The sequence below is a fragment of the Citromicrobium bathyomarinum genome (genome assembly GCA_001306305.2).
GTDB classification, from domain to species: Bacteria; Pseudomonadota; Alphaproteobacteria; order Sphingomonadales; family Sphingomonadaceae; genus Alteriqipengyuania; species Alteriqipengyuania bathyomarina.
The window spans coordinates 3,212,316-3,226,219 of the sequence record CP155577.1 but is presented as its reverse complement, the minus strand read 5'-3'; the positions used below and the strand labels follow the sequence as shown (position 1 = coordinate 3,226,219).

Here is a 13,904-nt window from a genome sequence, read left to right as displayed (position 1 = left end):
CAGTCTCTCTCGGGCCGGGCAGCCGCCCGGTGCGAGACGAGGCTAGCCCTGCATCAGCGCAGGCACGTCTCCGCTCACTCCGCGCGCTTCGTCCATGAACCAGCGCTTGAGCGGCTCGATCCGCTGTACGCCTGCCATGCCCAGCCGCCGGATCGCCGAGGCACCAGGGCCGGAAACGCCGAACAGCCGGGTCAGCCCGTCGGTCGCCAGCGAGACCATGAATGCATCGAGCCCGCGCCAGCTCTCGTAGCGCGCCAGCATCTCCGCATCGCCCGGATCGAGGCCGAGCCGCTTGGCCTCCGCGATCACTTCCACCAGCGCGCCCGCATCGCGCAGGCCCAGGTTGAGACCCTGCCCGGCGATCGGGTGAATGCCGTGCGCCGCATCGCCGACCAGCGCGAGCCGGTGCTCTACGATCTTTGCGGTGTGGTGGAAGCCGAGCGGATAGGATGAACGTGGGCCGTTAGCCTGCAGATCGCCGAAGATACGGCCCATCCGCTTCTCGACCTCGGCGATGAAGGCGCGGTCGCCCATCGCGAGCACGCCGTCGCCATCGCTCTCGTCCACGGTCCACACCAGCGCGCTGCGGTGCCGGCCCTGCTCGTCGTCGAGCATCGGCAGCAGCGCGAAGGGGCCTTCGGGATAGAAGATTTCCCACGCGACATTCTCGTGCGGCTGGGAATGGATCAGCCCGGCGATGATCGCGCGGTGGTTGTACTGCCAGTTGGCGATCTTGAGCCCGGCCTCCTCGCGCGTGGGCGAGCGGCGGCCTTCGGCGGCGACCATCAGACGGCCCTTCACCACGGTCCCGTCGGCCAGCGTCGCGCTGACGCCATGATCGCTACGCTCGCGCGAGACCACGTCCACGCCCGCATGCCACGCGATCAGAGGCTCTGCCTTGGCCGCTTCGAACAGCGCGAGGCGCAGCTGCCGGTTGGCGAACATGCGGCCGAGCGAGCCTTCATGCTCCTCTGGCGCGAAGTCGATCCGACCGGGCTTGAGCTGGTCGGTCACCGCGATCTTCGCGATCGGGCAGCCATAGGGCTCGAGCGACTCGGCCAGGCCGATATTGGTGAACAGGTTCCAGCTGGCGGTGGAGATGGCCGAGGCGCGCCCGTCGAACCCTTCGGCGGTCAGGCTTGCCGGATCGGCGCGGTCGACCACATGGCTGGCGATGCCCTTCTTCGCCGCCGCCAGCGCCAGCGTCATGCCGACGAGTCCGCCGCCGAGGATCAGGAGATCGCGCGTGTCTGAAAGTTGGGGCATTGCTGGGCGCTCGCTCGCTTGTCTTGGGATTGCGACAGCCCTAGGCCGCTGGCGATGACCTCCGCAAGCCTCCCCGTGGTTCGCCGTGTGCTGGCGCTGTTCGTTGCGGCACTGTTCGCGGCGCTGGTTCCCAGCGCGGCGCAGGCACAGGACGCCAATATTGCCGCGCGTCTGCTGGTCGAAGGGCCGGTGGCGAAGGGCGGCGAGACGCGGATCGCAATCGAGTTCTCACCCAAGTCCGCTGAATGGCACGGTTACTGGTCCAATCCCGGCGATGCGGGGCTGGGGATGCAGGTCGAGTGGGACCTGCCCGCAGGAGTCACCATCGGCGACTTCCACTATCCCCCGCCCAAGACGCTGCTAATCGGCGGGCTGATGAACCACGTGTTCGAAGGCGACTACGCCGTCGTCGCGCCACTGCGCCTCGCGCCGGATGCGGCGGTGGACGGCCCGTTCGAGCTGACCGGCAAGGCCTTCTACCTCGCCTGCACCGACACAATCTGCGTGCCCCAGGAGGCGCGTTTGCGCGCGGTGGTCGGGGTGGGCGCGGGTGAACAGGATTCGCGCTTCGCCGCGTTCCAGAGCGCGCTTGCTGCCCCGCTCGATCAACCCGCACGTTTCGCGGTGGAGGGCGACAGCCTGCGGATCGCGATTCCCCTGCCCGCCAGCCTCGATGTCGGCACCCCGCATGTGTTCGTGGGGACGCGCGAACTGGTCCGCTACGCCGTGCCGCAGCGCTTTGCGCGCGCGGGCGACATGCTTGTGGCCGAGATCCCGCTCGCCGAAGGGGCGGCCATGCCCGCGGGCATTTCGGGCATCGTGCGGCTGGGCGATGGCACCGGGCTCCAGTTCGAAGGCGCGCCGGGCACAGTGCCCACCGGGGGCGAGCCGATCCGCATGGGCAGCGACTTGCCTCCATGGTGGGCGCTGCTGGGCGCGGCGCTGCTGGGCGGGCTGATCCTCAACGTCATGCCCTGCGTGTTTCCGATCCTCAGCCTCAAGGCGCTGTCGCTGGCCAAGGCGGGCGGGTCGGAGGCGTCGGCGCGCAAGGATGCGCTGGCCTATACTGCGGGGGTGGTGATTGCCTGCCTTGCGCTGGGCGGACTGCTGCTGGTGCTGCGCGCGAGCGGGGAAGCGGTCGGCTGGGCGTTCCAGTTGCAGGAGCCGGGCGTGGTGGTCGCGCTGTTCCTGCTGGCCGTGGCGCTGACCGCGAACTTCCTCGGCGCGTTCGAGATTCCCGGGATGGCGATCACCGGCGGCGGCGCGAGCGGGCGCGGCTCCTTCGCGACCGGGGTGCTCGCGGCGTTCGTGGCCACACCGTGTACGGGCCCGTTCATGGCTGCGGCTCTGGGCGCGGCGCTGGTGCTTCCGTGGCCTCTCGCACTCGGCCTGTTCGCCGCGCTGGGGCTGGGGATCGCGCTGCCGTTCCTGCTGGTCGGCTTCGTGCCCGCCATCCGCCAGCGGCTGCCGAGGCCCGGCAAGTGGATGGTGACCTTCCGCCGCTGGATGGCGCTGCCGATGGGGCTGACCGCGCTGGCGCTCGGCTGGTTGCTGTGGCGAACCGGCGGGACGATGTTCCTCGTCGTGTGTGTGGGCGCGGCGGCGAGCGTGCTTGGGCTTCTCGCGGTCCTGCTTGCTCCGGCGCAGCGGCAGCAGACAAGGCGCAAGCCGCTGATAGCCATGTTCGCGATCGTCGCGCCCCTCCTGCTTATGCAAGCGGCGGAGCAGTTCGATCCGGATGCCAGCAACCCGTCCAGCGACATGCTCGACAGCCAGCCCTTCAGCGAGGCCGCGCTGGCCCAGGCGCGTGCAGCAAACCGCCCGGTTTTCCTCTATTTCACCGCCGACTGGTGCCTGACCTGCAAGGTGAACGAGAGCGTCGCGATCGAGACGCAGGCGAGCGTGCAGGCGCTGGACGCTGCCGATGCGGTGGTGCTGCGCGGGGACTGGACCCGGCGCGATCCCGCGATCACCGCGTTCCTGACGCAGCAGGGCGTGGCGGGCGTGCCGCTATACCTGTGGTATGCGCCGGGCGCGAGCGCACCGCAGCGCCTGTCGCAGGTGCTTACTCCGCGGGTTCTTCCGGATCTGGCGACTGCTTCCGCGCAGCCAGACGACAGCTCTCGATAAGGTTGCGCGGAGCCTCGCTGGCGTTGAGCGCCAGCGTGCCCGCACCCGGAATCGTCAGTTCCACCCGGCGCAGGCCGGTCAGCACGTCGAGCTTTTCCGACGCGAGCGGGATCGTCCCCTCCCACAGGAAGGCGCGGCCATTATCGATGGCATCGACGGCAAAGCGTTCCTTGTGGCCATTGCCGACCATCGCCATCAGCGCCTGCGCGCCCTCGTCCGCCCGCACGAAGCGGGTCACGCGCAGCGATGGCGTTTCGCCTTCCATCTCGCACGCGATCGCGGCGAAAGGCTGCTGGCCGGGAATGCCATAGAGCAGGCGCAGCGGCGTCTGGCTGGGCGCCCACACCGCCCCTTGCGCATCGGGCGAGGCCTGCGGCTCGCTGGCGAAGCTTTCCGGCTCGGGCGGATCGTTACGCTCTTCGTAGCGCTCTGCCGCAGGCGGCTGGCACGCCGCCAGCGCGAGCGGGAGCGCGGCGAACAGGGCGAAAGTGCGACGCTCCATCAGCGGGCGCGGATGAAGGCGCGGATGTCGCGCGACAGCTTCGCCCGGTCCTCGTCGCGAATATACATCATATGGCCTGCGTCGTAGTAGTGGAACTCGACCCGGTCCTGCGGGATGCCCACGCGGTTCAATGAATATTCCGCGCCGAAGAAGGGCGTGGCGAAATCGTACCAGCCCTGGCCAACGAAGGTGCGCAGCTGCGAATTCTGGCGCATCGCATCGCCGATAAACGGCGCGACGTTGAGATAGGCACCGCGCCCCCGGCCCGACAGGCTCCAGTCCCAATAGCGCCCCGGATCGCTGCCGATCGCCTGGTACTCGCGGTCCGTCTCGAACCCCAGCGTATCGCGCGCCCAGGAATTGATCGCGGCGGTATAGCCCCCATCGATGCCGTAGAAGCTCGGGTCGTTGTCCGGATATTCGCCCGCATTGTCGTAATCCGTCCCTGTATAGCGGCTGTCGAGCCGGCCGATGGTCAGCCCCCGGTCGCGCAGCAGCTCCTTGTAGAAGCGCTGGTCGGTCACCCGCAGCTCCGCCTGGTCGAGGAAGGTCTCGGACAGGCCGGTCAGGCGGGAGAGTTCGGCGCGCACGCTCGCGCGTTCGGCATCGGGCAGGTCCTGCCCCTTCATCAGCGCGGTGGCATAAGGACCGATCGCGAACTGGCGGGCTTCCTCCGCTATTGCCTGCACCGACGGGGCTTGCGCTTTGCCGTGATAGTAGGCGGCGGTGGCCATATTGGGCAGCGCCATCACATAGGCCATCTCGTTGCCCGGCGTCGGCTCGCGCGCGGCGAAATCGAGAATGGTCGAGATCAGGATCAGCCCGTTGAGGCCGACGTCGTTGTAGGTCGCCCCCTCCAGCTCGCGCACCACCATCGCGGTGCGGGTGGTGCCGTAGCTTTCGCCGCCGAGATATTTGGGGCTGTTCCAGCGGTTATTGTCGTTGATCCAGCGGCGGATCACCGTGGCGACCGCGCGCGCGTCCTGCTCCAGCCCGTAATATTTCTCCGGGTCGGTGCCTTTCGTCAGGTAGCTGAAGCCCGTGCCCGGCGGATCGATGAAGACGAGGTCCGCGACGTCGAGCAGCGAATCCGGATTGTCGAGGATCGGGTAGGGCGGTGCGCCATCGTCGCGCGCGTCGCTGGGAATCGCCACCCGCTTCGGCCCGAACGCCCCCATCTGCAGCCACACCGAGCCAGAGCCGGGCCCGCCATTATAGATGAAGAACACCGGCCGCGAGGTATCGCGCGGGTTCTTCACGTAGCTGGTGGTGACGATCACCGCTTCGGGCTTGCCATCGTCGTTGGCCAGCACGTGCTCGGCGATGGTCGCGGTGTAGCCGATCCGCTGCCCGCCGAAGGTGCCGCTGAGGTCGCGGGTGCGGACCTGCGGGTCGATACTCGGCGCTTCCGACTTCGCGGCGTCAGCCTTGTCCTGCGCGATGGCGATGGTGGGAAGGGCGGCTGCCAGCGCAGCTGCGGCGGCAAGATTGCTGAACGTGCGAAGGATCATGGCGGCGCTATGCCAGCCCTTCACGCACGCGTAAATCCACCTGCGGGCAGCGCATGGCCGCTATGCGCAGGCTTCGATCCGCTGGAGCCGCATCGCGAAATCGCCATCGATCCCGTCGGCAATGATCAGCCCGACACTTTGCGCTTCCTGGGTTGCGAAAGCGGGCGCGTCGACCTGTTGCCCGAACAGGGAGGTTTCCAGCTTTGCAAGATCTATCGCCGCGACGGACCACTCCCCGGCACTTTCCCCGGGCGTCAGGGCCGCACGGTAGGCAATACGCCGCCCCCGCTCCCTCGCATCGGAGCGCAGCGTCACCTCGTAGGTGCGCGCATCGCCCGAATAGACGATCCGAAGCGTCCGCGCCCCGGCCATCGCGCCTTCGGGTAAGGTTCGTCGCAGAGAGGTGAACCCGCCGCCATTGGTGTTGATCGTGCCAGTGAAGGAAAGGGCGTCGCCGACCTGCGCGATATGGCCTTTGGAGAGGCCACCCATTACGCCGTCGTTGATGACTTCCCATCGTGCGAACTCGTCAGGATCGCTGAAGTCGAGCAGCGTGCGGCAGGTACCGGGTTCGATTGCGGTGAGGCTCATGGCGAGGGTGTATAGCATGGCGGTGGATTATGCCCACTGCCCGCCGACGCTGGGTTTGGGGAGGGAGCAATCCGGGAACGTAAGAATGCGGGGCAGCGAAAGTTATGACAAGCGACCAGACCGTCACCCCGAACTTGTTTCGGGGTCCAGTCTTAGGTTTTCGGCGTGCGGATCAGATGGAGGACTGGATGCCGAAACAAGTTCGGCATGACGGTGGTGAGCAAGGTGCTCACTTCTTCTCGCCGAGCGACTTGCCGATCTGGATACCGGCGAAGGCGAAGCCGCCCGCGAGCATGATGATAGCGACGATCAGGGAGACGATTTCGAAGGGGGTCATTTGGCACTCCGATTGCGGGCGTAACTTGCCCAAGAAAAATCGATGTGCCTCCCCGTTGCCCCAAAAAATTCCGCTGATTTCTCACAGCTGTCAAGCGTAAGGCTATCGAGTTCTCGACAGTTCGCCTGTGGATACAGTGAACAGTCGATCCTACCTCACCGCATCTTCTTCTGCGTCCGCCCGTACCTGAGCTTCCGCGTCCCCGGCTTGCCCTCATTGCTCCGTCCCACGCGTGCGGCCTTCTGCTCGCCCTCCGGCAAGCCAAGCTCGTCCGCTTCCAGCGCGCGAATCTCGTCGCGCAGACGGCCTGCCTCCTCGAACTCGAGGTTCGCGGCGGCTTCGCGCATCTTCTTTTCGAGGTCTTCGATGTAGGCACGCAGGTTGTGGCCCACGAGCGGCGTAGCCTCGTCCTCGGGTTCGCCATCCTCGCCCTTGGTGGCGTGGGCGGTGATGTCGGCGATCGCGCGGCGGATGGTGGTCGGGGTGATCCCGTGTTCCTCGTTATACGCGCGCTGTTTCTCGCGCCGCCGCTCGGTCTCCGCCATGGCGCGTTCCATGCTGCCCGTGATGCGATCGGCGTAGAGGATCACGCGGCCATCGACGTTGCGCGCGGCGCGGCCGATGGTCTGGATAAGCGAGGTTTCGGAGCGCAGGAAGCCTTCCTTGTCCGCGTCCAGAATGCACACCAGCCCGCATTCGGGAATGTCCAAGCCTTCGCGCAGCAGGTTGATGCCCACCAGCACGTCGTACACGCCCAGCCGCAGGTCGCGGATCAGCTCGATACGCTCCAGCGTCTCGACGTCGGAGTGCATGTAGCGGACCTTGACGCCCGCCTCGTGCATGAACTCGGTCAGGTCTTCGGCCATCCGCTTGGTCAGCGTGGTGACGAGCGTGCGGTAGCCCTTGGCGGCGGTCGCCTTGCACTCCTCGATACAGTCCTGGACCTGATCCTCGACCGGGCGGATCTCGACCGGCGGGTCGATCAGGCCGGTGGGGCGGATCACCTGTTCTGCGAAGACGCCGCCGGTCTGTTCCAGCTCCCACCCGCCGGGCGTGGCGGAGACGGCGAAGGTCTGCGGGCGCATCGCGTCCCACTCGTTGAAGCGCAGCGGGCGGTTGTCGATACAGCTGGGCAGGCGGAAGCCGTATTCGGCCAGCGTGATCTTGCGGCGGTGGTCCCCGCGCGCCATCGCGCCGATCTGCGGCACGGTCTGGTGGCTCTCGTCGACGAACAGCAATGCGTTCTCGGGCAGATATTCGAACAGGGTGGGGGGCGGCTCGCCGGGCAGGCGACCGGTGAGGAAGCGCGAGTAGTTCTCGATCCCGTTGCAAGAACCTGTCGCGGCGATCATCTCGAGGTCGAAATTGGTGCGTTGCTCCAGCCGCTGGTGTTCGAGCAGCTTGCCCTCCGCCTCCAGCTCCTTGAGCCGTTCGGCGAGCTCGAACTTGATCGCCTCGGCGGCCTGTTTCATCGTCGGCCCGGGCGTGACGTAGTGCGAGTTGGCATAGACGCGCACCTTGTCCAGCTTGGTGCCGGGCTTGCCGGTGAGCGGATCGAACTCGACGATCTCCTCGATATCGTCGCCGAAGAAGCTGATCCGCCAGGCGGTGTCTTCAAGGTGGCTGGGGAAGAGTTCGAGATTGTCGCCGCGCACGCGGAAATTGCCGCGCGCAAAGGCGACGTCGTTGCGCTTGTATTGCAGTGCGACCAGCTTGCGGATCAGCTCGCGCTGGTCGACGCTCTCGCCCTGCTTGATGTCGAAGATCATCGCCGAATAGGTCTCGACCGATCCGATCCCGTAAAGGCAGCTGACCGAGGCGACGATGATAACGTCGTCCCGCTCCAGCAGCGCGCGCGTGGCCGAGTGGCGCATCCGGTCGATCGCCTCGTTCACCGAGCTTTCCTTCTCGATGTAGGTGTCGGACCGGGGCACGTAGGCTTCGGGCTGGTAGTAGTCGTAATAGCTGACGAAATACTCGACCGCGTTGTTGGGGAAGAAGCTCTTGAACTCGCCATAGAGCTGCGCGGCGAGGATCTTGTTGGGCGCAAGGATCAGCGCGGGCCGCTGCAATTCCTCGATCACCTTGGCCATGGTGAAGGTCTTGCCCGATCCGGTCACGCCGAGGAGCACCTGCGTCTTCTCGCCACCCTCCGCCTCGCGAACCAGTTCCTCGATCGCGGTCGGCTGGTCGCCTGCGGGTTCGTATTCGCTGACGAGTTCGAACCGCTTGCCCGGCATGCTCTTTTCGGGGCGCGCGGGCTTGTGGGGCACGAATTCGCCGGTGGTGTCCGGCTCGTCGAGCCCGCGTCTGATGATGAGTTCGGCCATGGCGTTCATATTGGCGCATCGCACGCCCGTCGCAATGGCAGTTGTCGCGCTTGGCCCTGCTGCCTAGGGTGATGGCCTGACGGGTTACGGCCCACCAATGCTTCCCCGGGAGACACACCATGCGCACCATTCTTGCCGCTTCCGCCTGCCTGGCCCTGCTGGCCGCCTGCTCCGACGGCGCGAGCGATAATGCCGACAAGGCCGACGCCGATGGCAAACTCACCAGCGAGGAAATGGCCAGCGAAGTCGCTGCTGCCGGCGACGAGATCACCATGCGCCCCGGCCAGTGGGAAAACACGATCGAGTTCACCGAATTCGATATTCCCGGCGTGCCCGAGAAGATGAAGGACTTCATGACCAAGCAGATGGGCAGCGCGATGACGACCACATCCTGCCTGACGCAGGAGGAAGCGGACCGGCCCAACGCGGGCTTCTTCGGCGGTGAGAAGAACGACAACTGCACCTATGACACGTTCGACCATGCAGGCGGCAACCTGACCCTGCGGATGACCTGCGCAACCGATGAGGGTGGCACGGCCAATATCGCAATGGACGGCAAGTTCGGGGACGAGAGCTTCACGCTCACCATGGACAACCGGATCAGCGGCACGCGTGCAGGCGATGTCACCATGAAGGGCACCGTCACCGGCAAGCGGATCGGCGACTGCCCGGCCTAGTCACGCCGCCCGCCACCGGACCAAACTGACAAGCAAGCGATAAAGGCACCCCATGACCAAGCGCATTGTACCCCGGGGCGGGATCGTCGCGCTCCTGACCCTGTCCTTCGCGCTGGGTCTGGGAGGCTGCGGGGAGTCGCTCTACGACAAGGACGAGGCGCCGCCCGAAAAGGTGGATGGGGATGTCGTCCTCCAGCCCGGGCTGTACCGCATGCAGGTGAGTATCGGCGGGGCGGGCGGCGCTGCCTCGGGCAGCCAGTTCGCCGACGACACGACGTGCCTGACGCAGGCGGATGTCGCGGGCGGCTATCGCGAGATGCTGCTCGACATGCAGGGCCGCGATGCTTGTCGCTTCGATAGCTACGATCTGCAGGATGGTACGCTGAACGCGGTGATGACCTGCAAGGGCGACCAGTTCCAGCCGGAGACGGAGGCCCGGATCGAGGGCACGCTGAGCGAGACCGCGACCGACCTGAGGATGACCGTGGCCGGGTTCGAGGGCGGCAAGGGCGGCATCGACATGCGCGTGACGAGCGAGCGGATCGGCGAGTGCCCCGGCGAGGCGAAGTAGGCGCGCGCACCACCCATGCGCCCTGCGCATAGGACCAGTGTCGACGCATTCGTGAAACTCTAAGCCTCTTGCCGCATTATGAAGGCATGCGAGGGTTTTTCAGGATACCACAGGCCACCGCTCAGCCAGCACCCAGCACCGGCGTGTACGGGTTCACCGCGCTCGCCGACAGCGAGTGGGCGCGCCGCATCGAACTTGCCAGCGAACCCGATCCCGACGGCTCTACCGGCCCGCGCCTGTGGCTGCTGCTGCGCGAGCTTGGCTACATGATCGAACCCGCGCGCCGCCTTTACCGCAGCCTGTTCAAACCGTTCCGCATAGCCAAGGCACAAACCCCGCGGATGGTGATGGTGCTGCCCGGTTTCGGGACCAACCCGATCAAGATGCGCTATTTCGCGCGGCGGCTCGAAGATGCGGGCCATACGGTCAAGCGCTGGGGATGCGGCTATAACTGGGGCTTTTCGGAAGAGCTGTTCAGCCAGCTGGAGAATCGCCTGCTCGACCTGCACCAGCGGGCGGGCGCGCCGGTGGTTCTGGTCGGCTGGAGCCTCGGCGGGCTCTACGCGCGCGAGCTGGCCAAGCGTCAGCCCGATGCGGTGGCGAAGGTGATTTCGATGGGCTCGCCCTTTTCGGGCAACCTGCGCGCAAACAACGTGTGGCGGATCTATCAGGCGGTGGCCGGCCACCGGATCGCCGATGTGAAGCTCGCCGCGCAGCTTTCACGCAAACCTCCGGTCGAAACCGTCGCGCTGTGGAGCCCGCGCGACGGCGCGATCAGCCCGCGCTCGGCCGCCGGCTACCCGGGTGAGCGCGACCGGGCGGTTGCCCTGCGCTGCAGCCACATGGGCTTTTCCTATTCGCCCGAGGCGATCCGTGCGGTCGCCCGCGAGATAGACTGGGCCGACGAGGACTGACTAGCGGCAGAAGCTGCTGTCGCCCACTTCCAGATGCAGATGATCGGCATGTGCGGCGTTGTAATCGGGGCTGAGCACCGTGCCGAAGCGCTTGCAGGCGCTCTCGCGTACCACTCGTAGAAACTGCCGCTCGTCCGAGTTGCCGCCCTTCCAGTCTCCGATCACTGAAATGCGCCGCCCGTCTTCGAGCACGAAGGCGGCGACGTCGATCGCCTCCGCCCGCGCGTGGGCGGAGCGTCTGCTGGTGCCCGCGACGTTGCGGCACGAATAGCTGCCCATCGTCTCGATCCGGGCGAGCGGGCTGCCGAGATAGGCACGCGCCGCGCGGTCGACGCCGTAGCGGACCCAGCCTGCGAAGGTGCTTGCAGTCTGGCAGGTGACCGGCCCGATATTGGCGATTCCAAAGCGGCCCGCATCGCCCCGCAGATCGCTCAGCGAGACGGTGTCGATCCGGGTGCAGCCGGGCGCGTCGTAGGCGTTGGGCAGGGGCGAGAAACTCGCGCCCGCGGCACCCAGTTTGGCGAGGCACTGCTGGCCGATCAGGCTCGGCGCGACGGCGCCGGTCTGCGGTGCGCTGGTCGGGGTGCGCGGTCCCGGCCGATCGGCGCTCCCGCCACCGCTGGGCAGCAGCTGGCAGCCGGAAAGGCCGATCGCGATGCAGGCCACAAGAAGGGATCTCGATAGGTGCATGACGGTGCGATCATGGTCGGGGCTTGGTTAACACGGGCCTAAGGACGGGTGCCCGGAAACATTCGCGGAGGCCGCCCATTGCCAAGGTGACGCAGCCAGAAAGAGGAATGCATGCAACGCTTTACCGACCGCACCGTGATCGTGACCGGATCTTCCAAGGGGATCGGCGCAGCCATCGCCCGCCGCTTTGCGCAGGAGGGTGCCAATGTGGTCCTCAACAGCCGCAGCCGCGATGATCTGGAGAGCGTGGCGAGCGATCTGGACGATGCCCGCACGCTGCTGGTGGAGGGGGACGTATCAGACGCCGCCTTCGCGAAAGAGCTGGTCGCGCGCACTGTCGAGCGGTTCGGCGGGCTCGATTGCCTGGTCAACAATGCGGGCACCGCGACGGCAGGCCCGCTTGCCGAGGCGAGCGACGAGGATATCGACAAGGTGATCGATATCAACGTGAAGGGCGTGATGTACCTGTGCCGCGCTGCGATCCCGCATCTCGCCAACAGTGATGCGCCCGGCGGCGGCTCGATCGTCAACACCTCCAGCGTTTCTGGCACCGGCGGCGACTGGACCATGCCGATCTACAACGCGAGCAAGGGGGCGGTGACCAACGTGACGCGGGGCCTTGCGCTGCAACTGGGCAATCAGGGCATTCGCGTGAACGCGGTGTGCCCCTCAATGACGAAGACCGAGATGAGCGAGGGCATCCGTGACAACGACGAATTGTTCGACGCCTTCCTGCGCCGCATCCCGCTCGGCCGGGCGGGCGAACCAGAAGACGTTGCAGCGGTGGTCGCCTTCCTCGCCAGCGAGGATGCGCGCCACGTCACCGGTGTGAACCTGCCCGTGGACGGCGGGGTCAGCGCATCGAACGGCCAGCCCAATTTTCAGGCGTTTCAGTCGTAGCGGAAGAAGCTGAGGATCAGCACGTCGAGATCGCTGCCGGGCTCGAAATCTGTCTTCTTCACCTCGAACCGAGTCGGGCCGGTCTTCGTCACGCCGTCCATGCAGAAGCTGACGAGATTGTCGGGCGATCCCTTGTCGACCACCAGCCGGAAATCGCGGATCGGCCCGCTCCAGTTGGCGCCCGAGGAGAGGACGTAGCTTAGCCAGGTCTCGCCCATGTAGGTCTGCTGCGCCTCATCCCCGCTGGGGTTGGCAACCCGTTTGTCCACCCCGGCGAGGATGCTGTCGTCGAGGCAGTATTTCGTGCGGTACCCGGTCAGGATGCTGTCGGAATCGTCGCTACGATATTGCGGATAGAGCGCGCTTCCGGCGCTCCCACCGACCAGCGGCACATATTCGTGACGCACCGCGACCTTGCTGTTCGGTTCGAACGTCTGTTCGCGCACGAAGTAGGTGACCAGATCCCACGCGGGCACCGCCTGCTCGCCGAACAGCGGATCGCGCACCGCCCATCCCTCGGCCAGCAGGCGGGCAAGCTCTGCCTCCGAAAGCCCCGCAAAGGGGTTGAGCTCGTCGGCGAGCGCCCATGCCGCGGGCCATCCGCGGCTTGCGATCAGATCGGTGACGTCGCGCGTGCCGATCATCGCGCGGTCGATCTGCCGGAGGCGGACGGGGCGGCCATCGACATGCGTCGAGAAGTCGAAGCCGGACCAGTTTTCGGTGTTGTCGTAATAGACATCGCGCGCGACCAGGCCGCGTGGTTGCGCCGGCATGGGGAAGGCGATCGTGGTGGTGACGTACTCGTCGGTCGGGTTCTCGAACACGTAGTCGACCGTCACCAGCTCTGCGGAGAGATAGAGGTCTTCCTTGAGCAGGCGCAGCGCGCTCGACGGCTTGAGGACGATCCCGCCGAGGCCGATTTCGGCTTCGGAATCATTCGCGGCGATCGGGCTGGCGAGCAGCAGGCCCACCGCCGCCAGCAGCGCTGCGCGCGGCATCACACGTGCAATCATGTTCGACGAACTCCCCCGGCTGCGCGGCCCGGCGGCGATATAGCACGCATGCGCAATCCCTGGCGAGCGATCAGGAATCGGGCGCGTCGCCCTGTTCCCACAACTCGATCTTCACCCCGTCGGGGTCGAGCAGCCAGGCGAACTTGCCATAGCCTTCATCGACCTGGCCGAAGATCTCGACCCCCCTGGCCTTCAACTGCTCGACCATCGCGTCGCAATCATCGACCCTGAGGTTGATCATGAAGCCGCCCTTGCCGGGTTCGATATACTTGTCGTCCGCGAAGTGGCTGATCAGCGAGTAGGGCGCTGCGTGCGGCTCGTCCGACCATGGGATCTGCGGGCCGTAATCGCCGGTCAGGCCGAGCATTTCTTCATACCACCGCTGTGTCGCAGCGGGATCTTTCACGACGTAGAATACGCCGCCCAGGCCGGTCACTTTCGCCATCTCGCCATCCTCTTTCTGCGCGACCTT

At 66.4% G+C, this 13,904-nt stretch carries 13 protein-coding genes; 5 read left to right on the top strand and 8 right to left on the bottom strand.

Annotated elements, in window-relative coordinates:
* Positions 1-42: 42 nt before the first annotated feature.
* The gene (locus VO57_016355) at positions 43-1,266 is read right to left on the bottom strand and encodes an FAD-dependent monooxygenase (GenBank protein XBL69684.1); all 1,224 of its coding nucleotides are present in this window, start codon (positions 1,264-1,266) and stop codon (positions 43-45) included.
* A 54-nt stretch (positions 1,267-1,320) separates the two neighbouring features.
* On the opposite strand from VO57_016355, the gene VO57_016350 reads away from it, so the two are divergent.
* A complete protein-coding gene (locus tag VO57_016350) occupies positions 1,321-3,396 on the top strand; it encodes a thioredoxin family protein (GenBank protein ID XBL69683.1) in 2,076 nt (691 codons plus the stop codon).
* Here VO57_016350 and VO57_016345 read toward each other — a convergent pair.
* The 4 genes from VO57_016345 to uvrB all read right to left on the bottom strand — a co-directional run bounded on the left by VO57_016345 (position 3,332) and on the right by uvrB (position 8,667).
* Positions 3,332-3,898 carry a hypothetical protein gene (locus tag VO57_016345; protein XBL69682.1) on the bottom strand — a complete coding sequence of 189 codons (567 nt, stop codon included), beginning with the start codon at positions 3,896-3,898 and terminating at the stop codon, positions 3,332-3,334. The genes VO57_016350 and VO57_016345 overlap by 65 nt on opposite strands.
* Positions 3,898-5,409: a peptidase S10 gene (locus VO57_016340; GenBank protein XBL69681.1), complete on the bottom strand. Its 1,512-nt coding sequence runs from the start codon at positions 5,407-5,409 to the stop codon at positions 3,898-3,900. Before VO57_016340 ends, VO57_016345 begins: the two co-directional genes overlap by 1 nt.
* Positions 5,410-5,469: 60 nt before the next feature.
* Entirely contained in the window at positions 5,470-6,000 is a 531-nt protein-coding gene (locus VO57_016335) for a CIA30 family protein (GenBank protein ID XBL69680.1), read from the bottom strand.
* A 492-nt stretch (positions 6,001-6,492) separates the two neighbouring features.
* Positions 6,493-8,667: an excinuclease ABC subunit UvrB gene (gene uvrB, locus VO57_016330; protein ID XBL69679.1), complete on the bottom strand. Its 2,175-nt coding sequence runs from the start codon at positions 8,665-8,667 to the stop codon at positions 6,493-6,495.
* A 119-nt stretch (positions 8,668-8,786) separates the two neighbouring features.
* Here uvrB and VO57_016325 point away from each other — a divergent pair, with 119 nt between their 5' ends.
* The 3 genes from VO57_016325 to VO57_016315 all read left to right on the top strand — a co-directional run bounded on the left by VO57_016325 (position 8,787) and on the right by VO57_016315 (position 10,829).
* Positions 8,787-9,344, top strand: coding sequence for a DUF3617 domain-containing protein (locus VO57_016325; protein XBL69678.1), 558 nt, complete (start codon positions 8,787-8,789; stop codon positions 9,342-9,344).
* Between the two features lie 52 nt (positions 9,345-9,396).
* Complete coding sequence (locus VO57_016320) at positions 9,397-9,915, top strand: DUF3617 family protein (GenBank protein XBL69677.1); 519 nt, start codon at positions 9,397-9,399, stop codon at positions 9,913-9,915.
* Positions 9,916-10,001: 86 nt separating this feature from the next.
* Positions 10,002-10,829 (top strand): alpha/beta fold hydrolase, encoded by an 828-nt coding sequence (locus tag VO57_016315; GenBank protein ID XBL69676.1) that lies wholly within the window; start codon positions 10,002-10,004, stop codon positions 10,827-10,829.
* Here VO57_016315 and VO57_016310 read toward each other — a convergent pair whose 3' ends face one another.
* Positions 10,830-11,495, bottom strand: a complete 666-nt coding sequence (locus tag VO57_016310; GenBank protein XBL69675.1) for an extensin family protein — start codon at positions 11,493-11,495, stop codon at positions 10,830-10,832.
* 135 nt (positions 11,496-11,630) lie between these two features.
* Here VO57_016310 and VO57_016305 point away from each other — a divergent pair, with 135 nt between their 5' ends.
* Positions 11,631-12,419, top strand: coding sequence for an SDR family oxidoreductase (locus tag VO57_016305; protein XBL69674.1), 789 nt, complete (start codon positions 11,631-11,633; stop codon positions 12,417-12,419).
* On the opposite strand, the gene VO57_016300 is transcribed toward VO57_016305, so the two are convergent.
* Both VO57_016300 and VO57_016295 read right to left on the bottom strand, forming a co-directional pair.
* Complete coding sequence (locus VO57_016300; GenBank protein XBL69673.1) at positions 12,410-13,417, bottom strand: DUF4424 family protein; 1,008 nt, start codon at positions 13,415-13,417, stop codon at positions 12,410-12,412. The genes VO57_016305 and VO57_016300 overlap by 10 nt on opposite strands.
* 85 nt (positions 13,418-13,502) lie before the next feature.
* Entirely contained in the window at positions 13,503-13,877 is a 375-nt protein-coding gene (locus VO57_016295) for a VOC family protein (protein XBL69672.1), read from the bottom strand.
* Between the last annotated feature and the right edge of the window lie 27 nt (positions 13,878-13,904).